A 17,744-nucleotide genomic window follows, 5' to 3' on the forward strand; every position below is an offset into this window, starting at 1 on the left:
TATATTTGAATGACTATTGGGGAAGGTAAAGTTGTTTGGTTGTTTTTTGAAAATATTACTGAATATTTATTTTCTTTATTTAGTAAAAAGATAAAAAATCAAGTTGAAATTATTGATGAATTAGAATCTAAATTAAAGTTTGAATTCGACATTTCAATATCAGATTTAATGGAAAATAATTCTATCAAAATTCAAAATGCGATTCAAAAAATTGAGGTTTATTTTTTAGATGAAATTATTGAATCTATTTATTTCTGTGTGAAATCAAAGGCTAGAAGTAGAGTGATTAATAAGCTAAAGTCGATTAAAAATCTTGATTCAAAACTTCTAGATTTAATTCAAATAGCAGATAATAAGTCTAGTAAATTATGTTTATCAAGAAATAATATTAAAAATTCTCTACAACATAGTTTAAGAAACTAATAATATAAATAAAATGAAAGTAGATCAAAAAGGGCATACCACCATCATCAAAGACACACAAAATAATGTGGAAGCCTTTGTGGGTAAAATTATCAATGAATATCATGTGTTTCAAGGTCAGAATTTAATTTTGGATGTATCGCATAACAAAACCCTTGCTAATGCTGATTTAGTTCATTTTAAAGAACTGGCAAAAACACATAAAAAAGCAAAAAAATCAATGATTATAGTTTCTGATGTTGTTGATTTTGATAAAGTTCCCAATTTTTTAAACGTAGTTCCTTCCGTTTTAGAAGCCCACGATATGATTGAAATGGACGAAATTGAACGCGATTTAGGATTTTAATAATTAAAAATTGATAATTTAAAATTGATAATTCTGATAATTGTTAATTATTCATTATCAACTATCAATTGAAATGAAACTACAAATACTCGGCTGTTACGCAGCTACTCCAAGAACCATAACCAATCCAACATCACAAGTTTTAGACATAAAAAACCATTTGTTTCTAATAGATTGTGGCGAAGGAACACAAGTGCAATTGCGCAAGCATAAAATTAAGTTTTCTCGCATTAATCATATCTTTATATCACATCTTCACGGCGATCATTTTTATGGATTAATTGGTTTGATTTCGACTTTTATGTTGCTAAATCGTGAAAATGATTTGCACGTTTATGGTCCAAAAGGAATTAAAGAAATTATATTGTTGCAATTGCGTGCTTCGGGTTCGTTTACGGGTTACAATTTATATTTCCATGAATTAGAATCCAAAGAAAGTGAAGTGGTATTTGAAGATGAAACGGTAATCGTAAAAACGATTCCGTTAAATCATCGTGTGTATACAAACGGATTTTTGTTTCAAGAAAAGCTAGGAAAACGCCATTTGAATATTGAAGCGGTTGCGAAATACAAAATTGAAAAAGTGTATTTCGATAAAATTAAATCGGGCGGTAATGTAACTTTAGATTCGGGTGAAGTGATTACAAATGAATTACTTTCGTTTCCACCAGATGCCCCTATGAGCTATGCTTTTTGTAGCGATACGTTGTATGACGAATCCATTGTTCCGATAATTAAAGACGTAGATGTATTATATCACGAATCAACTTTCTTAGATTCGGAAATGCAATATACTGAGAAAACCAAACACGCTACCGCAAAAGAAGCGGCTCAAATTGCGAAATTAGCTAATGTGAAAAACTTAATTTTAGGACATTATTCCACGCGTTACGGTTCTATTGAACCTTTTAAAACAGAAGCACAAACTATTTTTTACAACGTACTTTTAGCCGATGATGGCAAAGAATTTGAATTCTAATTTTCAATGATATAACATGTTAGGAACACAGATTGGAGAAATTTTAAAAATTTTCATAATTTCTTTAATCTGTGTTCCAAAAAATATTTTAGATTTTAACGATTATAATAATGATACAAACTGTAATTTTTGATATGGATGGCGTAATTGTAGATACCGAACCGGTTCACCATTATGCGTATCACCAACATTTTAAGCAATTAAACATTGAAGTTACTTCCGAAATGTATGCTTCGTTTACCGGAAATTCGACTCGTAATATTTTTCAGAAATTAAAAGTACAATTCAATTTAGTTGAAGAGGTTGAAGATTTGATTTTAACCAAACGTAATCTTTTCAATGATGCTTTCGATTCAAAAGAAGATTTGTATTTAATAGAAGGAGTAGAAGATTTAATCAAAGATTTGCATGCAAATAGAATTCAATTGATTGTTGCTTCTTCAGCGTCAAATGTTACGATTAACCGAGTGTTTACCCGTTTTAATTTGCATCAATATTTTACGCATATTGTTTCAGGTGAAGATTTTCCGAAATCAAAACCACATCCTGCTATTTTTGAACATGCTGCGAGTTTATCAATTGCTCCAAAAGAAAATTGTATCGTAATTGAAGACAGCACCAACGGAATTCAAGCCGCAGTTTCAGCTGGAATTTTTTGTGTGGGTTACGATAGTTTTCATTCGAAAGACCAAGATTTATCAAAAGCCAATATCATTATTCGTCATTTCAACGAATTGAATTTTGAGAAAGTTCGGGATTTAAACTAACTCATTTCTCTGTCTTGAAACGTGTGTTTTTCAACAATTCGTTTGCTATCTTTTTTAACCGATTCGTCTTTTCGCATCGACCAAAAGAAATCACTTGAAAATTTACGCGCTTCTTCCAAATTTACAATAGGAGAAGGATAATCGCGACCTATTTGAAAATCATACAACATTTGTTCAATTGGAGTTAATTTCCAAGGTTCGTGAATAAATTCTGCTGGAATATTCGCTAATTCAGGAATCCATTTTTTTATAAAAGTGCCATCAGCATCGTGTTCGTAAGAGTTTTTCACAGGATTATAAACGCGTAACGTATTAATTCCAGTTACGCCCGCTTGCATTTGAATTTGCGGATAATGTATTCCAGGTTCAAAATCCAAAAATTGTTGAGCCAAATGCGGACTACAATTTTGCCAAGGTTGGAACAAATGATGCGTGTAAAACGAAACTACCAAAGCGCGCATTCTAAAATTCAAATAGCCAGTTGTATTCAAGCAGCGCATGCAAGCATCAACTAGTGGAACACCTGTTTTTCCAATTATCCAAGCCTTGTGATATTTTTCGTTAACTCTTTGATTCAAATCGCGATAGCCTTTATTTACAGCAATAAATTCCATAGTACTTTCCATTTCAAATTTCTGAATGAAATGAGCTTGCCAACGTAAGCGTGAAGCAAAATTTGAAATCTGACGTTTGAATTTTCCTTGTTGATGAATTTCCCAAGCTTTAGTATACACTTGTCTGATAGATAAATTTCCCCAAGCAATATATGGTGATAATCGGCTACAGCCTTTTCTGCCTAATTCGGGTTTAGAAATATGATTGCTATAATTTTGTACACGTTCTTCAAAGAAAGAATGCATATAACGCATTGCCGTAGGAACTCCACCTTTTTGAAAATTTGGATTATGAACTGTTTTAATTGAAGGAATATCAAATGCATTTTCTAATTCTTCAATTTCAATGTATTTCACAAAACTTCTTGGCGTTGGTTGAAATGGTAAACACTCTTTATCCATATAATCATACCAATCTTCTTTCCACGTTTTTCTGTTTTTGATACCACGAATTACACCATTTGTGATGAATTCTTTCCAAACAATCCCTTTTTCTTTAAGCAATTCAGCCACAGCTAAATCTCTTTCGTACGTCAGTTTTATTCCTGTTTCTTGATGGGAATAAACTGTTGAAATTTCAATTTGTTCGGAAAGTTTTTTAAAAATGGTAGTCGCTTCGCCTTGAACAATTAAAATTTGTGTGTGATATTTTTGTAATTCTTTTTGAAGCGCTTCTAATGATTGTTTTATAAAATCGAATTGACGTTGACTATAATGATAATCTTTCATCAACGAAGGTTCAAAAATATAAAGCAATAAAGTTTTGCCCGAAGTCGATAAGGCTTCATGTAAGGCTTCATGATCGTGCAAACGCAAATCTCTCTTGAACCAAACAACTTTCATTTTTAGGTTTTTTTATAGTGTTTAGGGCAACGCTATTTTTATCCAACTGCTTCTTTATACACTTTTAAGCAACGTTCTCGTGCTTCTTTGTGGTCTACAATTGGTTTTGGATAATATTGGGTTTCCAATTCAGGAATCCATTTTTTAATATATTTTAAGTCTTTATCAAACTTCTTGATTTGTTCTGTTGGGTTGAAAATTCGGAAATACGGAGCAGCATCAACTCCTGAACCAGCGGCCCATTGCCAATTCCCAACATTACTTGCCATTTCGTAATCTAATAGCTTTTGCGCAAAATAAGTTTCGCCCCAACGCCAATCAATTAGTAAATGTTTGCATAAGAAACTTGCTACAATCATACGCACGCGATTGTGCATGTGACCAGTTGTGTTTAATTCCCGCATTCCCGCATCAACAAACGGATAACCTGTTTTTCCTTGACACCATTTTTGAAATAAATCTTCATTGTTATCCCAAGTAATAGCATCGTATTTTGGTCTAAAACTAGCATTTTTTGTATATGGAAAATGCCATAAAATTTGCATGAAGAATTCACGCCAAATCAATTCATTCCAAAAGGTTTCGTTTTTTTCTGCAATGGCTTTTGCAATCATTTTTCGAATAGAAACCGCACCAAATCTGAGATAAATTCCCAAATAAGAGGTTTTGTTTAAAGCAGGAAAATTCCGAGTTGCTTCGTAATTCTGAATTAAGTTTTCGGAAACATCAAATGGTGAAACTTTTATTTTTGACTTTTCAAAACCAATGTCAGCCAACGATAAAAAAGGGTAGGAGTGATTCTCAATCTTATCCAATTTATCTTCCGAATTGTAATGAACTAACTTAATTTTTCTGAAATTCTCTTTCCATTTTTTAGAATAAGGTGTGTAAACCACATACGGACTTCCATCGTCTTTTACGACTTCACTTTTCTCAAAAATCACTTGATCTTTGGAAGTTAAAAAAGAAATCCCATTAGCTACAAATAACTGATTCATTTCCTTGTCGCGCTTGCGAGCATAAGGTTCGTAATCGTGATTGGTATATACGGACGTAATTTTATTTTCGGAAATTAATTTGGTAAAAACTTCAATTGGGTTTCCATGAAAAACTGCTAACGATTTTCCAATTTTATTCAATTCCGACTGAATTTTCTCTAATTGTTCGTGAATAAAAGTAACGCGAGCATCATCTTTTGGAAGTTCCGACAAAATAATTTCGTCAAAAATAAAAATTGGTAACACTTCTTCATTACTACTTAAAGCATGAAAAAGGCCTACGTTGTCTTCTATTCTTAAATCGCGTCTAAACCAAAAAATGTTCATGTGTTTTTTATTTGTTTCAAGTTTCAGGTTTCAAGTTTGATTTTTGTACTTGAACTTGAACTTGTTCTTGAATTTGTTTTATCCGTTTACTAGTAATGTTGACATTCCGCCATCAACATGGAAAATTTGTCCTGAGATCCAACTACTTTTATCACTTAATAAAAAGCTTGCCATTTGAGCGCTGTCTTCTGGCTTTCCAAATCGTTTTAACGGATGGCGCTCGGCCGATTTTTCTTGTTTGGATTCGTTGTTTAAGAATTTATCGGCTAATGGCGTATCAGTTAATGATGGAGCAATTACGTTAACTCTTATTTTTGGAGCATATTCTGCCGCTAAAGCTTTTGCAAAACCTTCAATAGCGCCCTTTGCCGCGGCAACACTAGTATGAAACGGCATTCCCATAGAAGCAGCAACACTACTAAAAAGCACAATGCTAGATTGCTCACCCGCTGTTAAATTCGGTAAAACCGCTTGAATTACTTTTACTAAACTAATGAAATTAATTTGTAAATCTGCTTCAAAAGCTTCTGGTTTTAATCCTCTAAACGGACGTAAATTAATACTTCCAGGACAATATACCAAACCATCTAAAATTGCAGGTAATTTTGATGTATCTAAAGTATCTGTCGAAGCATCAAATGGAATATATGTTACATTTAAACCTGATAAATTTTCATTCGTTCTAGATGCAACAAAAATATTGTTTCCATTCTGAAGTTCTTGTGCAATGGCTAATCCTATTCCGTAAGAACCGCCTATTAATAATATGTTTTTCATGTTTTTATCCTTTAAATTCACCAAACATTTCAATTAATTTTTTTCTTCTGTATTCAAAAATTTCATTCAATTTAGGTTTTACTAAAAACGGATGAACTAATTGACCTAAAATTCCCATCGGTACTTTATAATCTACAATATCTTCCATTTCCACGCCACCAGGAATTTCTTTGATGAAATGTTTGTGATGCCAAAGCGCATATGGGCCAAAACGTTGCTCATCTACAAAATACTGCTTATCTACCACATGAGTAATTTCTGTTACCCATTTGGCTGGAATTCCTAAAACCGGTGTTACTATATATTGTATAATTTGACCTGGAAACATAGGTCTATCCGCTCCAGATAAAATTTTGAATCCCATATATTCTGGAGTGATTTTTTGAAGTTTCTTTGGATCCGAAAGTAAATCCCAAGCTTCATCTATTGTTATGGGTAAGTTTTGTTTGGTATGTAGTCGATATATTTTCATATTATTTTTTTTGTAAAGATATAAATTTGTTTAATCTTTTTAATTATAAATTAAACAAAAAATTATTCATTTAAGTTTATATTAACATTTGATTCTAATACAATTTGTAAATTTGGAAATCTAAAAACGAAACCTATGAGAAAAATTATTGTTATGTTGGCCGTAGTATTAGCCAATTTTGTTGTAGAAGCGCAAGTAAAGACGCCTCAATCTAGTCCATTAGCTAAAATTGACCAAGTTGTAGGTCTGACAAATGTTCAAATTGAATATTCAAGACCAAGTGCAAAAGGAAGAACTGTTTATGGTGATTTAGTTCCTTTTGGGAAAAATTGGAGAACAGGTGCAAATGCAAATACAACAATTTCATTTAGTGAAAATGTAACTATTGCAGGAAAAGAATTGAAAAAAGGAAAATATGCCATATTTACAACACCAAAAGCAGATAGTTGGGATGTGATTTTTTATACAGACACAAACAACTGGGGTTTACCAGAAACTTGGGATGAAAGTAAAGTAGCTTTAAAAACGTCTGTTAAACCAGAGACTTTAAGTAAATCAGTTGAGTCATTTACTATTTTCTTGAATAACTTATCAAATGATTCAGGAGTATTAGAATTATCATGGGAAAGAACAATTGTTTCTATTCCATTTACGGTTCCTACACAAGAAGCTGCAATGAAGAGTATTGAGAAAACGTTAGCAGGTCCATCTGCAGGAGATTATTTTTCGGCAGCTCAATATTTTTACCAAACTAATGGTGATATGACTAAAGCGTTGTCTTGGGTAAATAGTGCTATTTCAAATTCTCCTAAAGGACAAGATGTTCCTTTTTGGTATTTGAGATTAAAATCATTAATTCAAGCAAAATCTGGTGATAAAAAAGGTGCTATTGCTACAGCAAAAGAATCTTTGGCATTATCAATCAAAGCAGGAAATGGCGATTACGAAAAAATGAACAAAGACAGCATTGCTGAATGGTCAAAATAATAGTTAAGAGTTAATTCAAAAGAAAAGTCCCGAAATATTTCGGGACTTTTTTTATATATCTGATTTATTAAATATTTTCTGTAGTACTAATGATAATCCAATTGTTAGTAAAGCTCCAATAAAATTCAACCACAAGTAACCAACAACATCTAGGTAAAAAATATAGAAAATTGCTGTCTGACTAATACATGCCGCAATAAAAACAGCTTTCCCTTTAACATAATTGATATAGAATCCAATTAAGAAAATCCCTAAAACAGTTCCGTAAAAAATAGAACCAATTATGTTTACTAGCTGAATTAAGTTTTCAAACAACGAACTAACACACGCAAATCCGATTGCGACGATTCCCCAAAATACGGTGAAATATTGCGTTGCATATACATAATGTTTGTCAGATTTGGCATTGACATTACGTTTGTAAATATCAATAGCTGATGTAGCACCTAAGGAATTTAAACCCGAAGCACTTGAAGACATGGCAGCGCTAAAGATAACGGCTAAAAGCAATCCTAAAAGTCCTTTTGGAAGATAGTTTAAGATGAAATATAGAAAAACATAATCTTTATCGTTGGTTTCGGTTTTCTCGTCTACTTTAGAAATGACCACTTTGGCTTTTTCTCTTAAATCTTTCTCTTTTAAAGAAAGCGCCACCATTTGTTTTTTTAGAATCGGATTGTCGTATTCGTTATGTTTTAATTGTTCAATATAGATTTGATTGACAATTTTTTTATCGGTGTTTAATTCCGTTAATTTTTTTTCTAAATTTTCATACGCTTCTTTTTGTTCAGATGTTTTTACTTTTTCAACATTAGTTGGGTTAAAATGCAAAGGCGCATCATTAAATTGAAAGAAAACAAACACCAAAACTCCAGTTAGAAGAATAAAAAACTGCATCGGAACTTTCAACAATCCGTTCATGATTAATCCCATTTGGCTTTCTTTTACCGATTTTCCAGAAAGATAACGACCTACTTGTGATTGATCGGTGCCGAAGTAGGAAAGCATTAAAAAAAATCCTCCTGTAATTCCACTCCAAAAGGTGTAACGTGTTTCTGGATTATAAGAAAAATCTAAAATATCCATTTTTCCATTGGCTCCAGCAATGTGTAATACATTTGAAAAATCAACTTCTTGAGGTAAATTTGCTAAGATGTAGAAGAAAATGATGAACATACCACTCATAATCACAAACATTTGTTGCTTTTGAGTCACATTCACTGCTTTTGTTCCACCTGTAACAGTGTATACAATTACCAAAATTCCAATGATTATGTTCAGCATATTCAAATTCCAACCTAAAAGTGCTGACAAAATAATGGATGGAGCATAAATCGTAATTCCGGTTCCTAAACCTCTTTGGATTAGGAATAAAATAGCCGCTAACGTTCGAGTTTGAATATTAAAACGTTGTTCTAAATATTCGTAAGCCGTATATACTTTTAATCTGTGATAAATTGGAATAAAAGTATATGCAATTACAATCATCGCTAATGGAAGACCGAAATAGAACTGTACAAAACCCATTCCGTCATGATAGGCTTGCCCGGGTGTAGATAAAAAAGTAATGGCACTTGCTTGTGTAGCCATAACCGAAACCCCAACAGTAAACCAAGGTGTTTCGTTGTTGTCTAATAAATAATCTTTTACGTTGGCGCTTCCTTTTGTTTTTAAAGCTCCATAAATTACGATAAAAAATAGGGTAGTGGATAATACAATCCAATCTAAAACTTCCATATTAGTTGTATATTTCCATTAGTAAATAGAAAATTAAAATGTATATAGCATTTAAAATCAATACGATGCTATAACTTTTTTTCCATTTGTGTTTTTGTTGTTCCATCACTATTTTATTTATCTAAAGCAATCATGTTTGCTAATAATCGATAAGCGCCACTAACGCCTTCTGGTAGTTCTCTAAAGAAACTCAAACCTGTGTAAATGTAATTTCCTTTACCAAATTTAGCAATTACTAAACCACCTGTTTTTGAAGATTCGCCTTCGTCATTGGAAGCTAAAATAGGAATAAATTCTGAACTCCATTTGTTTGGATAGTATAAACCTTGTTCTTGTACCCAACCAGTGAAATCTTTTTCAGTGATTTTGTTAGGTTGATTTAGTACTTTATGACTTGGTGATAAGAAGGTAACCTTTGCATTTTCATCAGTAACACGGTCTCTAGAAAGCACTAATTCGTAAGGTGCTATTTCTTTGGTAACCAAATTATTAGTGGTGTTGTATTGAATTATTAAATTACCACCTTTTTCTACATATTGAAACAAAATTTTATTTTTGTATTTTAATTCATCAACCACATTAAAAGCTCTAATTCCTAAGATTATAGCATCAAATTGTTGTAGTTTTTCTGTTGAAATTTCGTTCGGATTAATTGTTGAAACTTTGAATCCTAGATTTTCTAAATTCTTGTTTACTTCATCGCCAGCGCCCATAATGTAACCAATATTTTTGCCTTTAGTTTCAATGTCTAATTTGACTAATTTAGATTCTGAAGGTACTAAAATGGTTTGTTTTGGAATATGTGGATATTGAATCGTAATTAATTTATCATCAAATGTTTGATTACCAATTTGAGCTTTTGCACTCAACTTTGTAGCAATTTCGGGTTTGGTTGGATATAGTGTAAACGTGAATTTTTTCTCTTCGTTTTTGGTAGTAATTTCAAATGGAATTTCTTTTGGATTTACTTTCCAATCCGCTGGAATATTTAATGATAAAATTCCTTTTGCATTGGCTTTGTGCGCTTTTACCGAAACCGTAATTTCTTTGGATTGTGTTCCGTTAAAAATTATAACTTCAGGCTCAATTTTAGTGGTAACATCAGGTAAAACGGTAAAAGGAACATAGGTTTCTCCGTCATCGGGATTGTTGAATTTGTAGCAAATATTCTTTACAAATTCAATTGTTTTTCCTTCAATTTCAATGGTGAAAACGACTGGAAAATTTGATGAAACTTCAGGTAAAATTCGAATTGATTTATCCGAAACACGATACATTCCTTCAGTTTGTTGTTCTTTTAACCAAAATAAGTTGGAATAATCAACACTTTCGCCAATAATTACATTCTTAAATTGGAAACTTGTTTTTTCGTTGTTTTTTAAAACAGCATTTTTTGTTTCTAATGGAAGTTGTAACACTTTAACAGAAATCAATTTTGCATTCGACTGACTTCGGTTAATGACTTCAATATTAATATTGAAATTACTATCTTTTGTTGTTGTTTCAGTATCGGCAACGGCTTCCATAAACAAACCGCTACACGCTTCAATAATCTTAATAATTTGTTTCGATTTGATGTCTTTCCAATGCGAATCTTCTAGTTTTTGAATCAAATCATACGCTTTAATCAAATTCGGAATATGAACTGACGGATTTCCAAAGTTGAAATTCTTTTCAATTTCGTATAAAATTTTTCCAATTTCATTGCCACCTTTTACTCGATTCCAAGACGTGTCAATTCCTTCAAAAAGATTGGTATTACTTGGTAAATCACCTTTTAAAAGTTCTAAATATTCGGTTTCGTCGCCACGACTTCCTAAAGTTCCAAAACCTTGACATTTGTGCTGACTTCTACTCAAAGCCGCAATTTCGTTGTTACTTTTTCCTTTTAATGGATAAAATACATTGGAATTAATAGCTAATAATTTTGATTTATCAGCTGCATCAAACGCTTCCTGACTTCCATAAAACCACCAAGACGTGTTGAAAAAGATGCGTTTTGGTTGGTGTTTTACTAAATCATATGCTTCCAAACTCAACATAGCCGAAGCTGTGTGATGTCCGTGAGTAGTTCCAGGCGTGTTGTGGCTAAAACGGTTTACGATAATATCTGGACGGAAAGTTTCAATGACTTGAATAACATCTTCCATAACTTCTTCTTTGTTCCAAATGGCAAAAGTTTCATTTGGTTCTTTCGAAAATCCGAAATCGTTGGCGCGTGTAAAAAACTGTTCGCCACCATCAATTCTTCTGGCTGCTAATAATTCTTGAGTTCTAATAGCTCCTAACTTTTCTCGTAATTCAGTTCCAATTAAATTTTGCCCGCCATCGCCACGCGTTAACGATAAATAAGCGGTTTGTGCGTGGTAATGATTTGAAAAATAGGTGATAAGTTTTGTGTTTTCATCATCAGGATGTGCTGCTACGTAGAGTACTTTTCCTAAGAAATTAAGCTTTTGAACTTGTTCGTAAATTTCAACAGAGTTCAGTTTTTGTGGTGCTTGCGCAAATGTGATTATTGAAATTAAAAATATAAATATTGAAGTAAAGCTTCTTTTCATTGCAGTGGTTTTGTTTCAAAAATAAGGAAATAAAAAAAAGGAAGTTTTAATCACTTCCTTTTTAACACTATTTTATAAGTTGATTTAATCAAAAAATTCTTTTTCTTCAGTAGTATCCTTTAATACAGAAACCCCTTTTTGCATCAGTAAATTGTTTGGATATGTTATAATTTCGCCATTTGCAGCTTTTAGAATTACATAAAATGCTTTAATATCATGAATTTCACCTTCTACAGGATTTTCTTTATCTTGAATTCTAATTTTATCTCCAATTTTAAATGGATAAGAAAAAAATAAAATAATTCCAGCTGTAATGTTACTCAAAATTGACCATTGCGCAAACGAAGCAACTCCAGCAACGGCAAAAACAGAGGAAATAAATAGAAATATTTGATCTTTTTTTACACCCCAAATAATTACAATAGAAATAAACGCTAAAATGCCTAATAATAAGTAAATATACTTGATAACTAGATTACTACGATGTTCTAAAACTTCGTTTAAAGTAGCGTATTTTCGAACTAGTTTTTTTGAGCTAACTCTTAATATAAAGTAAAGAAATAACACTACAATGGTTGCTATTTCTTGGTCTAAATAAGGATTATTTATTAATTCAAACATAATTCATTAATTTTTGAAATAACATTTCTGTTGGTAAACCTACAACATTAGTATAAGAACCTTCAATTTTTGAAATTCCAATTAAACCTATCCAATCTTGAATTCCGTAGCTTCCGGCTTTATCAAAAGGTTGGTAATTATTTAAATAATAAGTAATGGCTTCGTCAGATAAATTAGCAAAAGTAACTTTGGTAACACAATGAAAAACATCAGTTTTATCAATGGATTTCAAACAAACAGAAGTAATTACTTCATGCGTTTGATTAGCCAATTGTTGCAACATTTTAAATGCATCATCATAATCCTTTGGTTTGCCCAAAGCTTTTCCATTTAACCAAACAATGGTATCACTTGTGACTAAAACATCGTTTTCTTCCAATTCATTTTCGAAAGCACTTGCTTTTAATTCGGCTAAGAAATTAGTGATTTCTTCCGCTTGTAAATGTTCTGGATAGATTTCTTCAATTTCTTTTAGGCGAATGGTGTAATGCAAATCCATTTCCTTAAAAAACTGCTGTCTTCTTGGTGAACCCGAAGCTAGAATGATGTTGATTTTATTTAGTTTTTCTTTAAGCATTGGCTAATTTTAAATTGAAAACGATAACAGCAACTGATAAAATTCCGAAAAACAATATGATTTTCAAAACCAAACTCAAGTGATGAAATTCTTTCTTATTTGCAGCATTTATAAGTTTTACTCCAAAATAAATTAGTGGTCCAACGATTAGAACCATTGCATAATATACCACATAATCCAATTCGAATAAATTAGAATTTACATAATAGGCTAAAATCCCAATAGAAAGGACAGTTAAAACACCAACAATTATCTTCGTTTTTTGAACTCCGATAGCAATAGGTAAGGTATTAATTCCCGATTGATAATCGCCATCTATATCTTCTAAATCTTTTACAATTTCACGAATTAAATTGATGATAAAAGCAAAAATGGCATAATGCATTAAAATATCAAAAGCTTCTTTCATTCTAAATCGGTTATCCACATCAATTGCAGGCAAAATGTCAAATAGTCCAATGATGATGATACTTGTAGAAAGCATTAACGCCACAACTACATTTCCAAGAACTGGAATTTGTTTAAAACTTGTAGCATACATGTAAAGCAATGTGGCTACTAAAATAAACATCGAAGCAAACGTAGGTTTGTAAATAACATTTGAAAGATAAAACCCAATTCCAACTCCAACAATAGTTAATCCTATGTACCAATTATACGCCACCGTTTCCGAAATAGAAACACCAACCACGCGGTTTTGAGGTTTTGCAATTTCGTCGGTATCTTGATCCATAATATTATTGATGACATAGCCACCAGCTGCAATGCACACTGTTGCAAAGATTAACAAGATGTAATTAAAATCGGTTAAGGCTAAATCTACATATGATTGTTTTAAAAATAAATAACGAAATACTAATTGCATAAAGGCTAGCATTAGTAAGTTTTGGAATCGAATTAGTTTTAAGTATTTCATGTTTTTTTTTGTTTCAAGTTTCAGGTTTCAAGTTTTTACACAGAACTTTTCCGATTTTTTTGCGCCCCGAAGCTTCGGGATTTGCGAAGAGACTTTGCGTTCTTTGCGTTAAAAATCAACTTTTAATCAAACTTCGCATCAAAATGTTCCATCCATTTGCCTTGTACTTTCATTACTTGTTCTATGACATCACGAACAGCACCTTTTCCGCCTTCTACGTGCGAAATATATTTAGACAAGCCTTTGATTTCTGGCACAGCATTTTGTGGACACGTTGGTAATCCTACTAGTTTCATTACGTGATAATCTGGAATATCGTCACCCATATATAACACGTTTTCAGGTTTGATATTGTAAATATCTGAGAATTCTTTGAACGTTTCTACTTTATCAGAAACACCCAGATGAATATCGGTAATACCCAAATTTCTCAAGCGAACGCGAACTCCTTCATTGCTTCCGCCTGAAATAATACAAACAGTGTAGCCATTTTCGACAGCGGCTTTCATGGCATAACCATCTCTAATGTTCATATTACGAAGCATTTCGCCTGTTGGGGTTACGTGAATAGTTCCATCGGTTAACACTCCATCTACGTCGAAGATGAAAGTGGTGATTTCGTTCATGAGTTCTTTATAACTTTTTGACATGTTGTATCGATTGTGTAAGTAATTGATATAGGTTTTTATATTCGGGATTTTCTAAGAAATCTAAATGTTTTTCAATGGTTTTAGTGTCGTTTCGTAAGGCTGGACCCGTTTGTGCTTCTCTTGGTGAAAGTTCCATGATTTTATGAGCCGTTTCCTGAATTAACGGATGCAATACTTCAAATGGCACGTTATTTTCCTCGCAAATTTCATTTCCAATTAGGTACAAATGATTTACAAAATTACAAACAAAAACAGCAGCTACGTGCAAACTTTTGCGTTGTTCTGAAGTAATTCTAACTACTTTTTGTGAAATACAATTGCCTAATTTTTCTAAAAGTTGGTAATCAGCTTCATTTTCAGCTTCCAAGCAAATAGGAATAGGAGAGAAGTCGATTTCTTTCCCTTTAGTAAAGGTTTGAAGCGGATAAAAAACGCCTTTTCGATTCTTATCATTCAAAACAGAAATTGCAGATGAACCCGAAGTATGCACCACCAAACGATTTTCAAAAGGTAATTGTGCTGAAACTTCCGCAATAGCGTTATCTGAAACCGAAATAATGTACAAATCAGCTTCTTTAATTTCTTGATAATCAGAAGTAATTTTGGTTGCTGGTAATAAATGGGATAAATGAATTGGATTACGAGCAAACGCTTGCACCAAATTCACATTTTTAGCTTGCATCAATACTTGAATTAAGTGTTGCGCCACATTTCCTGAACCGATTAAAACGACTTTTATCATGGCGCTAAAATAGTGAATTTTGAGGAAATTTTGTAATCTAAATAGGATTAGATTATTCTTTGATATGTAAGGAATTATATTACTTTTGTTTCATTAATTTCTTACAAATGAAAAAATTTTACTTTTTATTCTTTTTGACGATTGGTTTTTTATCTAATTCACAGATTGTGAATATTCCAGATGCTAATTTTAAGGCTAAACTTTTGAGTACAAGTTCGGGTAATGTTTTTGCTTCTACAGAAACTCCAATCTATAATTCATCATCAAATTCATGGTCAGTTTCTTCTTACAATGCTATTGATATTAATGGAGATGGAGAAATACAAATTACCGAAGCTCAGTTAATTAAATTCTTACAAGTCCCATATTCAAATATAACTAGTTTGGTTGGATTAGAAGCTTTCGTGAATCTAGAGTTTTTTAATTGTGAGGGTAATAATGTACAAAGTTTGGACTTGACTCAAAATACAGAAGTTAAATATTTGCAATGTTCTTACAATCAAATAAATAGCTTGATTTTATCACAATGTTTAAATTTAACTCAATTACATTGTTATAATAATAATCTTGTAGCTATTGATTTAACACAAAATACAGCTTTAAATTATCTTTTTTGTTCAACAAATCAATTAACAAATTTAGATTTGACGTCTAATAGAAACCTTGAATCTCTTATAATTAATTATAATCAAATAACAGAGTTAAATTTGACAAATAATTTAGAGCTAAAATATTTATCTTGTTTATCAAATCAGATAGTAGAATTGGATGTTTCAAAAAATAAAAATTTAGAATATTTAGATTGTTCGTATAATCAGCTTATTTATCTTTTCTTAAAAAACAACAATGTTATTTGGGATTATTACACATCAAATAATGGAAATACTTTAATTTTTGCTTATAATCCTAATCTTATTTATGTATGTGCAGATATTGAAGATATCAATATGGTTCAACAAAAAGTAAATAGTTATAATCTTATAAATTGTCATGTAAATGATTATTGCTCCTTCACACCAGGTGGAACATTCTATGAAATTTCAGGAACTACAAAATTAGATTCAAACAATAATGGTTGTGATGTTTCGGATATTAATTATTCTAACTTAAGATTTAATATTGCTAATGGAACTAATTTAGGTTCTATGATTTCAAATCAAACAGGAAATTATCATATTCCTGTACAAGCAGGAAATCATACCATTACTCCAAACCTCGAAAATCCAAACTATTTCAACATTTCACCAGCTAGTTTTACTGCGAATTTCCCAACACAAGCAAGTCCGTTTACGCAAGATTTTTGTGTAACAGCAAGTGGAGTTCATCATGATGTTGAAGTTATAATATTGCCAACCGTTCCAGCACGTCCAGGTTTTGATGCTAATTATAAACTAGTTTATAGTAATAAAGGAAATCAAATTGAAAATGGTAGTATTTCATTTACTTTTGATGATGCAAGATTGGATTATGTTACTGCAAATCCAGTTTATAATAGTTCTGCTGCGAATAGTTTTACTTGGAATTATACTAATTTACAACCTTTTGAAACCAGAGAAATAGCATTAGTATTAAACGTAAATTCACCTATGGAAATACCAGCGGTTAACAATGGAGATCAAATAAATTTTCTAGCTGAAATTACTCCTTTTACTAATGATGAGATACAATACGATAATATTTCAGCATTAAAACAAATCGTAGTCGGCTCATACGATCCAAATGATAAGACTTGTTTAGAAGGAACCACTATTACACCAACTGAAGTTGGTAATTATGTACATTATGTAATTCGTTTTGAAAATACAGGGACTTTCCCTGCAGAAAATATTGTTGTTAAAGATATGATTGACTTGAATAAGTTTGATATTGCAACTTTGGTTCCATTGAAAAGTAGTCATGATTTTTATACCAGAATTAATGGAAACAAAGTGGAATTCATTTTTGAAAACATCAACTTAGATTTCAATGATGCTACCAATGATGGTTATGTAATATTTAAAATTAAAACAAAACCAACTTTAGTTTTAGGTGATACTTTTACCAATAACGCCAACATTTATTTTGATTATAATTTCCCAATCACAACTAATACGTATACAACAACTGTTGCTGCTTTAAGTACTCAAGATTTTGATTTTGGAACTTATTTTACTTTATATCCAAACCCAGCAAAAGACGTTTTGAATATTCAAACTAAGCAAGGATTAGCAATCAATTCGATTGAAATTTACAATCAATTAGGGCAAATTGTTATGGCGGTTACAAATGCTGTAAATGCAGTTGATGTTGCTAATTTAGCGTCAGGAACGTATTTCGTAAAAGTGAATACAGAAAAGGGTAGTGCTAATGCGAAGTTTGTGAAAGAATAGTTTCGACAAGCTCAGCTTTGACATTCATATAAATAATA

At 31.7% G+C, this 17,744-nt stretch carries 17 protein-coding genes; 6 read left to right on the forward strand and 11 right to left on the reverse strand.

Translation table 11 applies throughout. The features are described 5' to 3' along the window. Nucleotides 1-9 precede the first annotated feature (9 nt). The 4 genes from C8D80_RS01180 (at nt 10) to C8D80_RS01195 (ending at nt 2,515) form a co-directional block, all read left to right on the forward strand. The gene (locus C8D80_RS01180; protein WP_133606518.1) at nt 10-423 is read left to right on the forward strand and encodes a hypothetical protein; all 414 of its coding nucleotides are present in this window, start codon (nt 10-12) and stop codon (nt 421-423) included. 13 nt (nt 424-436) lie between these two features. Next, nucleotides 437-769 (forward strand): ribonuclease Z, encoded by a 333-nt coding sequence (locus tag C8D80_RS01185; protein WP_133606520.1) that lies wholly within the window; start codon nt 437-439, stop codon nt 767-769. A 73-nt stretch (nt 770-842) separates the two neighbouring features. Then, nucleotides 843-1,748, forward strand: a complete 906-nt coding sequence (locus C8D80_RS01190) for a ribonuclease Z (RefSeq protein WP_133606522.1) — start codon at nt 843-845, stop codon at nt 1,746-1,748. A gap of 110 nt (nt 1,749-1,858) precedes the next feature. Continuing rightward, nucleotides 1,859-2,515 carry an HAD family hydrolase gene (locus tag C8D80_RS01195; protein ID WP_133606524.1) on the forward strand — a complete coding sequence of 219 codons (657 nt, stop codon included), beginning with the start codon at nt 1,859-1,861 and terminating at the stop codon, nt 2,513-2,515. Here the strand turns inward: C8D80_RS01195 and C8D80_RS01200 are convergent. The 4 genes from C8D80_RS01200 to C8D80_RS01215 form a co-directional block, all read right to left on the reverse strand. Then, nucleotides 2,512-3,972, reverse strand: coding sequence for an FAD-binding domain-containing protein (locus C8D80_RS01200; protein ID WP_133606526.1), 1,461 nt, complete (start codon nt 3,970-3,972; stop codon nt 2,512-2,514). The genes C8D80_RS01195 and C8D80_RS01200 overlap by 4 nt on opposite strands. 38 nt (nt 3,973-4,010) lie before the next feature. Then, on the reverse strand, nt 4,011-5,297 hold the full coding sequence (locus tag C8D80_RS01205; RefSeq protein ID WP_133606528.1) for a cryptochrome/photolyase family protein: 1,287 nt from the start codon (nt 5,295-5,297) through the stop codon (nt 4,011-4,013). Nucleotides 5,298-5,375: 78 nt separating this feature from the next. Next, on the reverse strand, nt 5,376-6,074 hold the full coding sequence (locus C8D80_RS01210; RefSeq protein ID WP_133606529.1) for an SDR family NAD(P)-dependent oxidoreductase: 699 nt from the start codon (nt 6,072-6,074) through the stop codon (nt 5,376-5,378). Nucleotides 6,075-6,078: 4 nt separating this feature from the next. Then, entirely contained in the window at nt 6,079-6,546 is a 468-nt protein-coding gene (locus tag C8D80_RS01215; protein ID WP_133606531.1) for an SRPBCC family protein, read from the reverse strand. A gap of 135 nt (nt 6,547-6,681) precedes the next feature. On the opposite strand from C8D80_RS01215, the gene C8D80_RS01220 reads away from it, so the two are divergent. Further along, nucleotides 6,682-7,533: a DUF2911 domain-containing protein gene (locus C8D80_RS01220; RefSeq protein ID WP_133606533.1), complete on the forward strand. Its 852-nt coding sequence runs from the start codon at nt 6,682-6,684 to the stop codon at nt 7,531-7,533. Between the two features lie 51 nt (nt 7,534-7,584). On the opposite strand, the gene C8D80_RS01225 is transcribed toward C8D80_RS01220, so the two are convergent. The 7 genes from C8D80_RS01225 to C8D80_RS01255 all read right to left on the reverse strand — a co-directional run bounded on the left by C8D80_RS01225 (nt 7,585) and on the right by C8D80_RS01255 (nt 15,337). Next, nucleotides 7,585-9,270 carry a sodium:solute symporter gene (locus C8D80_RS01225; protein ID WP_133606535.1) on the reverse strand — a complete coding sequence of 562 codons (1,686 nt, stop codon included), beginning with the start codon at nt 9,268-9,270 and terminating at the stop codon, nt 7,585-7,587. A gap of 113 nt (nt 9,271-9,383) precedes the next feature. After that, nucleotides 9,384-11,831, reverse strand: a complete 2,448-nt coding sequence (locus tag C8D80_RS01230; protein WP_133606537.1) for a PIG-L family deacetylase — start codon at nt 11,829-11,831, stop codon at nt 9,384-9,386. 84 nt (nt 11,832-11,915) lie between these two features. Beyond that, nucleotides 11,916-12,452 (reverse strand): mechanosensitive ion channel family protein, encoded by a 537-nt coding sequence (locus C8D80_RS01235; protein WP_133606539.1) that lies wholly within the window; start codon nt 12,450-12,452, stop codon nt 11,916-11,918. Further along, nucleotides 12,445-13,029 (reverse strand): Maf-like protein, encoded by a 585-nt coding sequence (locus C8D80_RS01240; protein ID WP_133606541.1) that lies wholly within the window; start codon nt 13,027-13,029, stop codon nt 12,445-12,447. The genes C8D80_RS01235 and C8D80_RS01240 overlap by 8 nt, the downstream gene beginning before the upstream one ends. Further along, nucleotides 13,022-13,894: a geranylgeranylglycerol-phosphate geranylgeranyltransferase gene (locus C8D80_RS01245; RefSeq protein WP_242004796.1), complete on the reverse strand. Its 873-nt coding sequence runs from the start codon at nt 13,892-13,894 to the stop codon at nt 13,022-13,024. Before C8D80_RS01245 ends, C8D80_RS01240 begins: the two co-directional genes overlap by 8 nt. 173 nt (nt 13,895-14,067) lie before the next feature. Beyond that, nucleotides 14,068-14,595: a KdsC family phosphatase gene (locus C8D80_RS01250; protein ID WP_133606545.1), complete on the reverse strand. Its 528-nt coding sequence runs from the start codon at nt 14,593-14,595 to the stop codon at nt 14,068-14,070. Beyond that, nucleotides 14,579-15,337: a Rossmann-like and DUF2520 domain-containing protein gene (locus tag C8D80_RS01255; protein ID WP_133606547.1), complete on the reverse strand. Its 759-nt coding sequence runs from the start codon at nt 15,335-15,337 to the stop codon at nt 14,579-14,581. The genes C8D80_RS01250 and C8D80_RS01255 overlap by 17 nt, the downstream gene beginning before the upstream one ends. 107 nt (nt 15,338-15,444) lie before the next feature. On the opposite strand from C8D80_RS01255, the gene C8D80_RS01260 reads away from it, so the two are divergent. After that, nucleotides 15,445-17,706, forward strand: a complete 2,262-nt coding sequence (locus tag C8D80_RS01260; RefSeq protein ID WP_133606549.1) for a T9SS type A sorting domain-containing protein — start codon at nt 15,445-15,447, stop codon at nt 17,704-17,706. The last annotated feature ends 38 nt before the right edge of the window (nt 17,707-17,744 follow it).

The sequence above is a fragment of the Flavobacterium cheniae genome (assembly GCF_004363695.1).
GTDB classification, from domain to species: domain Bacteria; phylum Bacteroidota; class Bacteroidia; order Flavobacteriales; family Flavobacteriaceae; genus Flavobacterium; species Flavobacterium cheniae.

What these genes read in the sequence shown, in the direction of transcription:
- C8D80_RS01180 (WP_133606518.1), top strand. Translation starts at nt 10, where the DNA reads ATGACTATTGGGGAAGGTAAAGTTGTTTGGTTGTTTTTTGAAAATATT.
- C8D80_RS01185 (WP_133606520.1), top strand. Translation starts at nt 437, where the DNA reads ATGAAAGTAGATCAAAAAGGGCATACCACCATCATCAAAGACACACAA.
- C8D80_RS01190 (WP_133606522.1), top strand. Translation starts at nt 843, where the DNA reads ATGAAACTACAAATACTCGGCTGTTACGCAGCTACTCCAAGAACCATA.
- C8D80_RS01195 (WP_133606524.1), top strand. Translation starts at nt 1,859, where the DNA reads ATGATACAAACTGTAATTTTTGATATGGATGGCGTAATTGTAGATACC.
- C8D80_RS01200 (WP_133606526.1), bottom strand. Translation starts at nt 3,972, where the DNA reads ATGAAAGTTGTTTGGTTCAAGAGAGATTTGCGTTTGCACGATCATGAA.
- C8D80_RS01205 (WP_133606528.1), bottom strand. Translation starts at nt 5,297, where the DNA reads ATGAACATTTTTTGGTTTAGACGCGATTTAAGAATAGAAGACAACGTA.
- C8D80_RS01210 (WP_133606529.1), bottom strand. Translation starts at nt 6,074, where the DNA reads ATGAAAAACATATTATTAATAGGCGGTTCTTACGGAATAGGATTAGCC.
- C8D80_RS01215 (WP_133606531.1), bottom strand. Translation starts at nt 6,546, where the DNA reads ATGAAAATATATCGACTACATACCAAACAAAACTTACCCATAACAATA.
- C8D80_RS01220 (WP_133606533.1), top strand. Translation starts at nt 6,682, where the DNA reads ATGAGAAAAATTATTGTTATGTTGGCCGTAGTATTAGCCAATTTTGTT.
- C8D80_RS01225 (WP_133606535.1), bottom strand. Translation starts at nt 9,270, where the DNA reads ATGGAAGTTTTAGATTGGATTGTATTATCCACTACCCTATTTTTTATC.
- C8D80_RS01230 (WP_133606537.1), bottom strand. Translation starts at nt 11,831, where the DNA reads ATGAAAAGAAGCTTTACTTCAATATTTATATTTTTAATTTCAATAATC.
- C8D80_RS01235 (WP_133606539.1), bottom strand. Translation starts at nt 12,452, where the DNA reads ATGTTTGAATTAATAAATAATCCTTATTTAGACCAAGAAATAGCAACC.
- C8D80_RS01240 (WP_133606541.1), bottom strand. Translation starts at nt 13,029, where the DNA reads ATGCTTAAAGAAAAACTAAATAAAATCAACATCATTCTAGCTTCGGGT.
- C8D80_RS01245 (WP_242004796.1), bottom strand. Translation starts at nt 13,894, where the DNA reads ATGCAATTAGTATTTCGTTATTTATTTTTAAAACAATCATATGTAGAT.
- C8D80_RS01250 (WP_133606545.1), bottom strand. Translation starts at nt 14,595, where the DNA reads ATGTCAAAAAGTTATAAAGAACTCATGAACGAAATCACCACTTTCATC.
- C8D80_RS01255 (WP_133606547.1), bottom strand. Translation starts at nt 15,337, where the DNA reads ATGATAAAAGTCGTTTTAATCGGTTCAGGAAATGTGGCGCAACACTTA.
- C8D80_RS01260 (WP_133606549.1), top strand. Translation starts at nt 15,445, where the DNA reads ATGAAAAAATTTTACTTTTTATTCTTTTTGACGATTGGTTTTTTATCT.